This is a genomic window from Campylobacter sp. 2457A, from assembly GCF_020135895.1.
In the GTDB taxonomy this organism is placed as follows: domain Bacteria; phylum Campylobacterota; class Campylobacteria; order Campylobacterales; family Campylobacteraceae; genus Campylobacter_D; species Campylobacter_D taeniopygiae.
The window spans coordinates 22,294-33,916 of the sequence record NZ_JACHTO010000018.1 but is presented as its reverse complement, the minus strand read 5'-3'; the positions used below and the strand labels follow the sequence as shown (position 1 = coordinate 33,916).

The window sequence follows — 11,623 nt, the reverse complement described above, 5'->3', positions numbered from 1 at the left end:
CAATCATAAACAAAAACAATGAAAATTAAAAATATTAAATCAATTTTAAGCATAAGATTGCTTAATTTTTAAACTTTCTTAACTTCATATAAGAATTTTTGTAAATATCTTTTTGTTATAATTTCAATTTGTATAATTTAAAAAAATATATTCCCTAAAAAGGCTCCAATGAAAAATATTTTAGAAAATCAATTATCAAGACACCCTTTATACTCCAAAATTCAAAGATTAAAAGAATTAAATTGCGAAAATAAGCTCTATTTAAAAGATTGTGTGATTTTAAACACAAATAATACTCAAATGGATGAAATTTTAGAACTTGCAAAAGAATTAAAACCATGGAGAAAAGGTCCTTTCCAAATAAATGATCTTTTTATTGATACAGAGTGGCAAAGTTTTATTAAATTTAATATTTTAAAGCCTTTTATGAGTGAAATTTCGGGAAAAACCGTAGCAGATATTGGGTGTAATAATGGTTATTATATGTTTAAAATGCTTGAATTTAATCCAGCATTATTAATAGGTTTTGATCCCTCTATAAAATATCGATTGCAATTTGAACTCATTAATGCCTTAGCTAAAACTTCAATAAAATATGAACTTTTAGGTGTTGAAGATCTTCCAAATTATCCGCTTAAATTTGATGTGATTTTTTGTCTTGGAGTTATTTATCATAGAAGCGATCCGGTTAAGATGCTAAAAGAATTAAAATCAGGACTTAATAAAAATGGAGTAGTTTTTTTAGATACTATGTATATAGAAGATGAAAGAGAAATTGCACTTGTTCCAAATAAAACTTATTCAAAAATTCCAAATATTTATTTTATTCCGAGTATAGGTGCTTTAAAAAATTGGTGCGAAAGAGCAGGTTTTAAAGATTTTCAAATTTTAAGCACTAAAAAAACCGATGAAAATGAGCAAAGAAAAACAGAATGGATTGATTCTTATTCTTTAAATGATTTTTTGGATCCAAACGATAAAAACCTTACTATAGAAGGTTATGAAGCTCCAAAAAGAGTTTATGTAAAAATAAAGATATAAATTATTTTTATTTTCTGCCGATTTTCATTTTTGAAATTATAGATAAAATATTTATCAAAAATAAAAGGTGAAAAATGGCAAAAAAAGACAATTTTGAAGACTATGTACAACTTGAAGAATATGTCTCGCAAGAAAATTTATCTAAAGTAAGATCTGAACTTACAACATGTTTAGAACTTAATACATCGGTAGCTGGTACCATTATTGAAATTGATAAAAATTTTGCCAAGTCTATTTTAATCACAACAAATGATATGGTAGTCGATGAACATGGATTGATTTTCGATGCTTTTATTTTTGCTGCTGCTAATTATGTTGCACAAGCTGCAATCAATAAAGAATTCTCTGTCGTTATAGGCACAAAATGTTTTTTTTATGCTCCGTTAAAAATAGGAGATATTCTTCAACTTGAAGCCCATGCCTTATTTGATGAGACATCCAAAAAAAGAGATGTTAAGGTAATTGGATATACAAAAGATATAAAAATGTTTGAAGGTACAATACAAATTGTAACTACAGAAGAACATATTTTTGATTTAAAACGTCCGCCGCTTAATTCAACAAAAGATACACAACAAGGAGAAAATTCAAACACATCTAATGTTAATCCTGATGCAATGGCAGCAACAATTTTAGCCTCAATGGGAAAATAATCAAGGAGTCATTTTAATATCAATCCAGTTGCTAGGACAATCTTTATGATACATTCCACTTGCATCATAATACTCCTTGCAATCATCGTAAAAACGATTTGAAATTCCTCTTTCATTAATAAAACATCCAGAAAATCCCAAAAGCGACACTATAATCAGTATATATTTTTTCATAACCACTCTCAAAATCTGTTTTGCTTACGCCATTTATAAGGCTCAATCGGATTTTTTTCTTGCCAAAGTCCTAATTTATATTTTTGTGCAATTTTTTGCTCTTTAACATACACATTTGTATAATAAGTATCAGCCCAAGCATAACCTTTGCTCACCATCCAGCAATTAATATCCGTATTATTAAGTTTGACAATAGCAACAATTCTACCATAAATATCTTTATTTTTATAAAAAATTTCTACTTCTTTATTTTTTAAAATTTCATTTAAATTATTTTTAGCTTCTTTTCCAAAATTTTGCTTGATTTCAGGCGCATCTATACCAAAAAATCTCACTTTACTTGTTTTATTGGAATGAAGAATTTCTATAGTATCACCATCAATAACCCTAACAACCCTAGCTTTAAAGCTTGGTATTTTTGCCATATAGTTTTGAATAAATACAATTGTAAGCGAAAAAACCAAAATCGCTAAGAGTTTTTTAGGATCGCTTAAAACACTTCTTAAATTTAAGATTTTATTATAATTTATTCTCAATTTTATCCTTATTTTTTAAAAAAATATGCCATAATTTTAACAAAGAAAAGGAGATAAAATGCAAAAAGTTATAGATAATTTTAAAGATTTATGCAAAATTCCACATTGTAGTTATGAAACAGAACAAATGAAAGAATTTTTAATCAATTATTCTAAAGATAAAAATTTTATAGTTAATGTAGATGAAGCCGGAAATATCCACGCTATCAAAGGAAATCCTAAGCTTTGTTTGCAAAGTCATTATGATATGGTATGCATGGGGGACGCACCCAAAGTAGATGTTTACGAAGAAAATGGATATTTAAAAGCCAAAAATTCAAGCCTAGGCGCAGATAATGGTATAGGCATAGCGATTATGATGAGTGCGATGAATCAATTTGAAAATTTAGAATGCCTTTTTACCAATAATGAAGAAGTTGGCCTCATGGGGGTAAATTCTTTAGAACATACTATAAAATCAAATATGCTTTTAAATTTAGATCATGAAAGCGATAATGAAATCATGATAGGTTGTGCGGGTGGTGTTGATATAGAAGCGACTTTACATTATGAGAATATAAAAAGCAAAGGTAAAATTTATGAATTACAAGCACAAAATTTTAAAGGCGGTCATTCAGGAATTAATATCATAAACAATGAAAAAAGCTCCATTAAAGAAATGGCCAAATTTATAAAACAAAATCATGGAAAAATCATATTTTTTGAAGGTGGAGAAAGGGTTAATTCTATACCAAAACACGCTAAAGCTTTAGTATGTTTTGAAAATGAAGTTAAAAGCAATGAATGGATAAAATGCGAATTTAAAGGTGAAAAAGAATTTGAATTTTGCAATCAAAGCGATAAACTTTTAGATACCATCAATAGCTTTTCTCATGGAGTGAGAGCTTATGATGAAAATCTAGGTATAGTTCAAACTAGTATCAATCTTGCAACCTTAAAAATGCAAAACAATCAAATAGAATTTGCACTTTTTGCAAGATCTAACACTTTAGATGGCTTAGAACAAATTGAATTTGAAACTTTACAATTTTTCAAAGCTTTTGGCTATCAAAGCAAAAGTTTCAATTTTTACCCACCTTGGGAAGGCAAACCAAATGCACTCAGCGACTTAGTTTTTAAAGCTTTGAAAAAAGTATCCCCTGAGGCTAAAATTTCAGCCATTCATGCAGGACTTGAATGCGGCATCATAGAGAAAAAACAAAAATTACTATGTGCCTCTATAGGCCCAAATATTTACAATCCTCATTCTACAGATGAACGTTGTGAAATAGCCTCTGTAGAAAAAATTTCTAAAGTTGTTTTTGAAGTTTTGCAAAATCTTAATTAATTTTAAAACCCCTTGTGTGTTTTTTTAACAAAAACACACAAAATAAGGAGCACATTCCCACAAAAATAAAATAAAATCCCAAATATTTTTCATATAAAAAATCAATTACAAAAGGTGTAAAAAAAGCTAATAAAGCATAAGAAATATTGTAAGAAAAACTTAAGCCACTTAATCTGATTTCATTTTTAAAAATTTGAGTCATAAAAACAGGTGCAAAGGTAATAATACCTTGCGAAAAGCAAACGATCAAAAAGTACCATAAAAATTGCTGATTATAAAGACTAAAAAGAACTCCAAAAATCATTAATGTGATACTAAAAAAGGAACAAATTTTATAACTCCCCCATTTACTGGCTAAAAATCCTTGAATTATAGATCCAAAAATGACAGCTAAAATTCCAAAATTTTGCATCCATAAACTTTGAGATGAAGTAAAATTAAATATTGATGAAAAATATTTTGGTAAAATCATTAAAGTTGCAATACCACTTGTTAAAACCACAGTCATTAAAAAACAAATAAACATACTCATTTTATGTGTTTTTAAAGCTTGTTTTAATGGAAATTTGACCAAGTAATTTTGAAGCTTTAATTTAAGAAATTCCGGAGTTTCATTTATTTTTTTTCTCAAAAACAAAACAAAAATTCCAAATATTCCAGCCAAAATAAAAGGAAATCTCCACGCATATTGCTCTATTTGATCTTTGGAAAAATAACTATCCAAAATCAAAATTGTAAAATTTCCTAGCAATAACCCTAAAGTTAAAGCAGCAGAAGCAAAGCCAAGCGCAATAGGAATTTTATTTCCTTTTACAAATTCGCTGATATAAACCCAAGCTCCACTTACCTCAGCCCCTATGGCCAAACCTTGCAAAATGCGAATTAAAAATAAAGCAAAAGTAGAATATAGTCCTATCATTTCATAACTAGGCAAAAAAGCTAAAAAAAGACTAGGAATAACCATCAAAAATACAGACAGATAAAAGATGTTTTTACGGCCGTATCTGTCTCCAAAATGCGCCATTACTATAGCTCCAAATGGACGAACCAGATAAGCTATCCCAAAAGATATATAAGTATTTATTTGAGTCCAAAAAAAATTATTTTGTGGAAAAAAAATCTTAGAAAAAATATCTAAAAAAAATACAAAAAGAACAAAATCATAAAATTCTAATACTCCACCCAATGACGCATAAGTGATATTTTTATATTTTTTTTGCATATTTTTATACAATAAAGGAAAAACCTTTATTGTATCTTACCGCCTTCAATAACCACATCATCAGCTTGAACATCATCTCCAAAATGCTGTTTTAATGTTTCATCATAGGCTTTATGAAAGAAACGCTCTTCGCCTAGTTTAATGATCAAATTATCAATAAATTGCTTAAGCTCTTTATCACCTTTTTTAACTGCAGGAGCTATAACATCTTTATTTCCTAACTCTTTAATCGCCATTTTAAATTGAGGATGATCTTTTACCCAAGCAAAAAGTAAAGTATTATCATGACTTAAAGCATCTCCTCTTTTATCCATTAAAGCTGCAAAGGTTTCAGTATTTTGATCGTATTTTAAAGTTTTTATATTAGGATAATTTTTTGTAAAATAAGCATCCGCTGTTGTTCCTTTGTTTATAAGTAAAGTTTTATCCTTTAAATCCTCTATACTATGAATAGTACTATCCTTTGGAGTAACAACCCCTAAAGCCACCTTCATATAAGGCAAACAAAAATCCACCTGCTCTGCTCTTTCTGGGGTTTGAGTAAAATTAGCCAAAATAATATCAACCTTATTTGATTTTAAAAATTCCACCCTATTCGCAGCTTCAACGAGTACAAATTGAACTTTATTCTCATCTCCTAAAAGTTCTTTTGCTATACGCTTAGCTAAATAAACATCATAACCTTGATTTTTACCTTTTTCATCCACATAGCCAAAAGGGGGTTTATCGCCAAAAACACCTATTCTTACAATTCCATTTTGTTTAATTTTTTCAAGAGAATTAACCTGTTTTGAATTTTCTCCACAAGCGCTTAAAAATATAGCAAGTATAGCTGCAAAAATGCCTAAAAATAAATTCTTCATTTTGTCCTTTCTTTTATCATTATTTAAAAATTTTAGAAAGGTATTATACTTAAAAATTTTTATTTTTTATTCTGTTTTTGTATAAAATCCAAAAGTTTCTTGTTATAATTTGTCTTTGTAAAATAAAATAAGGAAAGAACATGAAAAAAAATCTTATAATTGGCATCAGTTTAGTTTTCTTTGCGGCATGTAGCAACAATTCACTAGATCAATCCATTATAAAAAAATACGAAAATGCTCTCAATACACAGATCAAAGAAGAGCAAAATTCAAGCAAAGACTTTTTTAAATTCAATGATTTTAAATGCCAAAACGATGGTAATTTTATAAAATGCATGAGTCCTAATTTAGAAGTTTTTAATCCTGAAAATCATAAAAAAATATTTGGAATTGAAAATGTAGAATATAAATCTAATGTAGTTTATACAGGAGATAAAAAAGGTCTAATTTCCTTTCGAGAATTATTAAATTTTTTATTTTCTAAAAATGAAAAATTACAAGATGAAGTCACTTTTAAAAACATAAAACTCGATAATGAAACGATTAGCGAGTTAGATAAAATAAAATTAAATAAAAATCAAAAAATCAATGATTATCTTAAAGAATTAATCTCTAATCCTTTTACAATATCATTTAAAAATTTAAACACCAAAAAGAATGATGAAAATAATAATTATCTTTCTAGTATAAATATCCAAAGCAATGATCAACTCAATCTAAATCTTAGCGCTAATATAGATTATAATCTTAAATTATTAGATATGCTAGATTCTTATGGCTTTAAATATGATATAGATTCAATTTCGATTAAAAATGTCGATGAAAATAATACAAATAAAATCGATCCAGATTCTACACTCTCTCAAATATTAGAAAATATTACCATTCATGATGCAAAACTCACATTTTCTTTAGATACTAAAGAGGTTTTTAAAGATTATATTGAAATGGCTAATTCTATGCTTAAAATAGCCAAAGAAAACAGTAAAGATGAAAAACAAACTTTAGTCATAGATAAAGCCCTAAAAGCACTTGAAAAAATTACTCAAAATCCAACCTATAAACTCAATGTAGAAGTATTTTTTAAAGATGTTCCTTTAAGTGTATATTCTATGGAAAAAGAAAAAGTTATAGAAAAATTAACTATTAATGGCGAAGATTTCACTGAAGTTGTTTCTATTCTTGGTGATTCTTATTTGCCACTATATTAAAATGGAGAAAAATCTCCATTTTAATGATCTAAAAGGATCATGATGAAAATTTTATTCTCTCCAAGCGAAAGCAAAAATCAAAATTGCACGCAAAATCCAATCAATGAAAATTCTTGTATTTTTAAAGAATTATTCACCTTTAGAATGCAAGCTCTAAGCAAGTATGAAGAATATATTCAACATTCTAGCTTAGAGGATTTAAAAGAGCTTTTTGGTATAAAAAATGAAAACGAGATAAATAAATTCAAACACGATTTAAGAAAAGCTCCTACTCAAAGTGCCATAACACTTTATAATGGTGTAAGTTATGAGTATTTGAATTTCAATTCTTTAGCCTTTGAAAGTCAAAATTATATTTTAAAAAATACTCTTATATTTTCAAATCTTTTTGGGGTTGTAAAAGCTAGCGACACTCTTCCTTTTTATAAATTTAAACAAGGTGCAAAACTTGGAAATTTTAATATAGAAAAATTTTATAAAGAGCATTTTAGTGATGCTTTAGATGAATATTTGCAAAATGAAGAAATTCTTGATTTAAGAGCAGGATTTTATGATAAATTTTATATTCCTAAAAAGAAATTTTTTACCTATAAATTTATAAAAAATGGTAAAGTAGTGAGTCATTTTGCAAAAGCTTATAGGGGAATTTTACTTGCTTTGTGTGCAAATATAAAAGCTAAAAACAATCAAGAAATATTAGATAATCTCCCTTCAAACCTTAAACTCAAAGAAATTCAAATCAAAGGTTTAAAAGAAGAAATTACACTTGAAATATTAGATTCTATTTAAGATATTTTAAAACTAAACTTGCATAATAGCTTGCTGCTCTAGGCAAAAGCTCATCATTAAAGACATAATGAGAATTGTGTAAGTATATATCATTTTCATTTTCTAAAAAAGCATAAGCACACTTTCTCATTTCACAAAAAAATCCAAAATCTTCACTTCCCATTAAAGGCTGATGATTAAATTCGCAATTTTCTTCACCAAAAATTTCTTTAGCAACTTCTGATGCAAATTCCACTGCTTCATCGTTATTGATGGTTATAGGAGCTATAATTTCTTTTGAAATTTTAATTTCTACATCATTTGCACCCGCTATTCCCTGACAGATTTTACGAAGTTTTTCTTCAGTTAATTTTCTAGTTTCATTATCAAGCGATCTAATACTAACTTTTAAAATGGCATTATCTGGGATGATATTAAAAGCATGGCCTGAATTAAAAGCACCGATGCTCACAACGGCAGAATTTTGCGGAGCGACATTTCTAGATACTATACTTTGCAAAGCCATTACAAGTAAAGAAGCCACATAAATAGGATCTTTGGTTTTTTCAGGAGCACTTCCATGTCCTCCTTTGCCAATGACTTCTAAAGTGTAACTATCAGAAGAAGCCATCATGGCACCTTTTTTTAAATAAAATTTCTTAGATGATCCAAAAGGCATATTATGCCATCCAAAGATAAAATCGCTATCAAATTTTTCGAACAATCCATCTTTTATCATTTCATTTGCACCGCCTAAACCCTCTTCGGCAGGTTGAAAATAAAGATTTAAAGTTCCATTGAAATCTTGATTTGATAAATATTTTGCAGCGAGCAATAAAGAACTTGTATGCCCATCGTGTCCGCAAGCGTGCATTATATTTTCTTTTTTGCTTTTATAATCTACTTGAGTACATTCTTGCATAGGCAAGGCATCCATATCCGCACGAAGTCCAATTTTTTTAGCACTATTTCCTTTTTTAAGAACTCCAACAACACCTGTTTTTCCAATACCTTCATAAACTTCATAGCCAAATTCTTTTAATTTTTCAGCCACTAATTTTGCAGTTTGAATTTCATCAAAGCCTAGCTCTGGATTTTCATGAATTTGATGACGAATTTTTACAAATTCATCTTTTAAATCTACAATTTCTGGTATGAGTTTCATTTTATTTTCCTCCTTCTATAAAATGATCTTTTTTAGGCAAAACAAACAGCGATGCAATAGCTGAAACCAAAATCAAAATAAACATATAGGTAAAACCTAAAGTAAAACTTTTTGTTTTATCAACACTAAATGATACAATTTCAAGATTTAAAGATAAAATAATAAAAGTTATCGTCCAAAAAGTACTCATAATATAAGCGCTGCGTTGTGGATTTGTGTCTTTTAATTCTGAAGGAAGATTAAAGAAAAAAGGCCACCACAAAGAGAAAAATAAACCCGATAAAACAGCAAAAATTTCCACCATAATCCATTTTTTTAAGAAAAGCATACAAATTCCACTTACAAGCATACACAAACTTCCAACTAAAAGCATCTTTTTGAAAGAATAACCCTTTCTTTTAAAATAAATTCCTATAAAAGGCCCAAAAATGATAGCTGCATTAGCCAAAACAGGAATTTCTTTTTTTGCTATTTCGGCTAATTCTTTAGTAAAACCTGCATATTCTACGTAAAATGTAGGTAAAAATGTAAAAATAGAATTTAAAAATAAAATCGGCCCCATGTAAAAAACAATCATACCCCAAGTTAAACGTGATTTAATAGCTGATAAAAACTCTTTTTTATTGTCTATTTTTTCTTGTTTTTCATCCATCTTTTGATCTTTTCCTATAAAGATCCAAAGAACAATTAGTACCAAATTTATCCACGCGTAAAAAGACAAAGAATAACGCCAATTTCCAAAATAATTTGAAATACTTTCTGCAAAAAGAATTCCTATAATATAACCCACTATATTTGAGTTTGTATTGATACTGATCATAAAATGCAAACTTTTCTTTTCAAACCATTGTTGAGTAATGGGCACCAAACACACTAACGCACAAGCTGAACCAAGTCCCATTAAAAAACGTATGATTAAAATTCCAAGATAGCTTTCTATAAAAGTTAAAAATACACTTGAACTCATCAAAAGACAGCCCAAAAAATATCCTTTTTTAAGCCCAAATTTATAAATTAAAAAAGCTGTAAAAGAAGCACCAAAAATTTTTGCGACAACAACAATACTTGTAATCAAGGTCGCTTTTTGATTGTCTAACCCCAAATCCGCTTTTATTAGAGGCATTAAAGAACCCGTAGAAGCCCAAGAAGCACTAAAAACAGCATAAACACTAAATATAATAAAAGCAACTCCTATACGCTGCATATTAAATAAAAATGAATTTTGCACAAATACTCCTTATTTTGTTGATGCGATTTTGATAATACTTTTTGCCACCTCAAAACTTTGATAAAAAGATTTTAAGGGTAAAAACTCAAACGCAGAATGAAAATTATGCGCTCCAGTGAAAAAATTTGGTGCAAATAAACCTTTTAAGGCTAAAGCACTTCCATCAGTTCCACCTCTCATAGGAAAAGTTTTTGGCTTAATGTTGCATTCATCAAAAGCTTGATGTAAAATTTCTAAGCCTATTTTGTTATGATCATTCATGCTATCTTTGAGGTTAGAATATACATCTTCTATTTTTAAGGATATAACTGATCTTTTGTATCGTTTTTGCATAAATTCAACCACTTCTTTAATGTATTGTTTTTTTTCTTCATATTTTTGTTTATTGTGATCTCTAATATTTAGATACAAACTTGCTTTGATTTGATCAGAATGAAATTCTTGCACCCAAATATAACCTTCATCATTTTCTGTATTTTCTGGAGTTTGCAATCTATCAAAACAATTAGCGATATCTATACCTATCAAAGTTGGATTTAAAAGCACCCCTTTAGCACTCATAGGATGTGCACTTACCCCTTGTATTTCTATAAAAGCTGATCCAGCATTAAAGGTTTCAAATACTAATTCTCCAAGCTCACAGCAATCAATCGTAAAAGCAAAATCAGGTTTAAAATGCTTAAGATCAAGCATTTTAGAACCCCTAAGTCCTATTTCTTCATCAGGAACAAAACTTACATAAATATCCCCGTGCTCACATTTTTCATGAACCAAATAATGAAGCAAAGTCATGATGGTTGAAATGGCTGCTTTATTATCAGCCCCTAAAACACTTGTTCCATCTGAAAAGATGATCTCTTCATTCATATATTTTAAAAGTTCAGGATGATCTTTAGGATCGCACATAATATTTTTTTCTTTATTTAAACATAAAGCTTCACCTGTAAATTTTAAAATTTGAGGCTTTATCACATCGCTAAGACCCACATCTACTGTATCTAAATGAGCACAAAAGCCCACGCTTTTTTTATTTGAATTTCCTTTAAGTTTTGCGGTTAATATAGCATTATCTTGCAACAAAATATCACTAAGTCCTAAATTTTCGAGTTCTTTTTTTAATAAAAGCGCTAAATCGTATTGTCCCTTAGAACTCGGTAAATTTTGAACCTTTGCGTTACTTTGAGAAGGTATGGCTAGATAATTAAAAAAATTATCAATTTGAAGCTGTTTGTAATTCATACTTTATCCTTTGTAAAATTTTAGCAATAATAAATTCAATCTTTTTGTAAGATTTTTTATTGAAGAAAGAAGTAAAAATATATTTTCAAAAAGAAAATTCATCAAAAACCCTTAATCTTTGATTAAAATAATTATATAATAGTCAATTCTTAATTTTAAATAAAATTATTTATTTTTTACAAAAAATCATTTTTTT

The 11,623-nt window shown here is 28.2% G+C and carries 12 protein-coding genes; 5 read left to right on the top strand and 7 right to left on the bottom strand.

Annotated elements, in window-relative coordinates; translation table 11 throughout:
- Positions 1 to 168: 168 nt before the first annotated feature.
- Positions 169 to 1,041 (top strand): tRNA 5-methoxyuridine(34)/uridine 5-oxyacetic acid(34) synthase CmoB, encoded by an 873-nt coding sequence (gene cmoB / locus H2280_RS06510; RefSeq protein WP_337216007.1) that lies wholly within the window; start codon positions 169 to 171, stop codon positions 1,039 to 1,041.
- 74 nt (positions 1,042 to 1,115) lie between these two features.
- Complete coding sequence (locus H2280_RS06505; protein ID WP_137624436.1) at positions 1,116 to 1,694, top strand: hypothetical protein; 579 nt, start codon at positions 1,116 to 1,118, stop codon at positions 1,692 to 1,694.
- On the opposite strand, the gene H2280_RS06500 is transcribed toward H2280_RS06505, so the two are convergent.
- Positions 1,695 to 1,868, bottom strand: coding sequence for a hypothetical protein (locus H2280_RS06500; protein WP_137624435.1), 174 nt, complete (start codon positions 1,866 to 1,868; stop codon positions 1,695 to 1,697). It lies immediately after the preceding gene.
- An 8-nt stretch (positions 1,869 to 1,876) separates the two neighbouring features.
- Positions 1,877 to 2,404 carry a thermonuclease family protein gene (locus H2280_RS06495; RefSeq protein ID WP_337216006.1) on the bottom strand — a complete coding sequence of 176 codons (528 nt, stop codon included), beginning with the start codon at positions 2,402 to 2,404 and terminating at the stop codon, positions 1,877 to 1,879.
- A gap of 58 nt (positions 2,405 to 2,462) precedes the next feature.
- On the opposite strand from H2280_RS06495, the gene H2280_RS06490 reads away from it, so the two are divergent.
- On the top strand, positions 2,463 to 3,731 hold the full coding sequence (locus H2280_RS06490) for a M20/M25/M40 family metallo-hydrolase (protein WP_137624433.1): 1,269 nt from the start codon (positions 2,463 to 2,465) through the stop codon (positions 3,729 to 3,731).
- Here H2280_RS06490 and H2280_RS06485 read toward each other — a convergent pair.
- Together H2280_RS06485 and H2280_RS06480 are read right to left on the bottom strand one after the other, a co-directional pair.
- Positions 3,724 to 4,953 carry an MFS transporter gene (locus H2280_RS06485; protein ID WP_337216008.1) on the bottom strand — a complete coding sequence of 410 codons (1,230 nt, stop codon included), beginning with the start codon at positions 4,951 to 4,953 and terminating at the stop codon, positions 3,724 to 3,726. The two genes, H2280_RS06490 and H2280_RS06485, sit on opposite strands and share 8 nt — an antisense overlap.
- A gap of 26 nt (positions 4,954 to 4,979) precedes the next feature.
- The gene (locus tag H2280_RS06480; RefSeq protein WP_337196035.1) at positions 4,980 to 5,816 is read right to left on the bottom strand and encodes a cysteine ABC transporter substrate-binding protein; all 837 of its coding nucleotides are present in this window, start codon (positions 5,814 to 5,816) and stop codon (positions 4,980 to 4,982) included.
- Between the two features lie 140 nt (positions 5,817 to 5,956).
- On the opposite strand from H2280_RS06480, the gene H2280_RS06475 reads away from it, so the two are divergent.
- Together H2280_RS06475 and H2280_RS06470 are read left to right on the top strand one after the other, a co-directional pair.
- Positions 5,957 to 7,027 (top strand): JlpA family lipoprotein adhesin, encoded by a 1,071-nt coding sequence (locus H2280_RS06475; protein WP_337216005.1) that lies wholly within the window; start codon positions 5,957 to 5,959, stop codon positions 7,025 to 7,027.
- 42 nt (positions 7,028 to 7,069) lie between these two features.
- Positions 7,070 to 7,816: a YaaA family protein gene (locus H2280_RS06470; protein WP_337216004.1), complete on the top strand. Its 747-nt coding sequence runs from the start codon at positions 7,070 to 7,072 to the stop codon at positions 7,814 to 7,816.
- Here the strand turns inward: H2280_RS06470 and H2280_RS06465 are convergent.
- Genes H2280_RS06465 through pepT form a run of 3 tightly spaced genes read right to left on the bottom strand, consistent with a single transcriptional unit; the run spans position 7,809 to position 11,427 of the window.
- Positions 7,809 to 8,960: a M20 aminoacylase family protein gene (locus H2280_RS06465; RefSeq protein WP_337216003.1), complete on the bottom strand. Its 1,152-nt coding sequence runs from the start codon at positions 8,958 to 8,960 to the stop codon at positions 7,809 to 7,811. The two genes, H2280_RS06470 and H2280_RS06465, sit on opposite strands and share 8 nt — an antisense overlap.
- A 1-nt stretch (position 8,961) precedes the next feature.
- The gene (locus tag H2280_RS06460; RefSeq protein ID WP_337196039.1) at positions 8,962 to 10,188 is read right to left on the bottom strand and encodes an MFS transporter; all 1,227 of its coding nucleotides are present in this window, start codon (positions 10,186 to 10,188) and stop codon (positions 8,962 to 8,964) included.
- A 9-nt stretch (positions 10,189 to 10,197) separates the two neighbouring features.
- A complete protein-coding gene (pepT, locus tag H2280_RS06455; protein WP_337216002.1) occupies positions 10,198 to 11,427 on the bottom strand; it encodes a peptidase T in 1,230 nt (409 codons plus the stop codon).
- Positions 11,428 to 11,623: the final 196 nt, after the last annotated feature.

Coding starts and splice junctions, on each gene's coding strand:
- cmoB (WP_337216007.1), top strand. CDS start 169: ATGAAAAATATTTTAGAAAATCAATTATCAAGACACCCTTTATACTCC.
- H2280_RS06505 (WP_137624436.1), top strand. CDS start 1,116: ATGGCAAAAAAAGACAATTTTGAAGACTATGTACAACTTGAAGAATAT.
- H2280_RS06500 (WP_137624435.1), bottom strand. CDS start 1,868: ATGAAAAAATATATACTGATTATAGTGTCGCTTTTGGGATTTTCTGGA.
- H2280_RS06490 (WP_137624433.1), top strand. CDS start 2,463: ATGCAAAAAGTTATAGATAATTTTAAAGATTTATGCAAAATTCCACAT.
- H2280_RS06485 (WP_337216008.1), bottom strand. CDS start 4,953: ATGCAAAAAAAATATAAAAATATCACTTATGCGTCATTGGGTGGAGTA.
- H2280_RS06480 (WP_337196035.1), bottom strand. CDS start 5,816: ATGAAGAATTTATTTTTAGGCATTTTTGCAGCTATACTTGCTATATTT.
- H2280_RS06475 (WP_337216005.1), top strand. CDS start 5,957: ATGAAAAAAAATCTTATAATTGGCATCAGTTTAGTTTTCTTTGCGGCA.
- H2280_RS06470 (WP_337216004.1), top strand. CDS start 7,070: ATGAAAATTTTATTCTCTCCAAGCGAAAGCAAAAATCAAAATTGCACG.
- H2280_RS06465 (WP_337216003.1), bottom strand. CDS start 8,960: ATGAAACTCATACCAGAAATTGTAGATTTAAAAGATGAATTTGTAAAA.
- pepT (WP_337216002.1), bottom strand. CDS start 11,427: ATGAATTACAAACAGCTTCAAATTGATAATTTTTTTAATTATCTAGCC.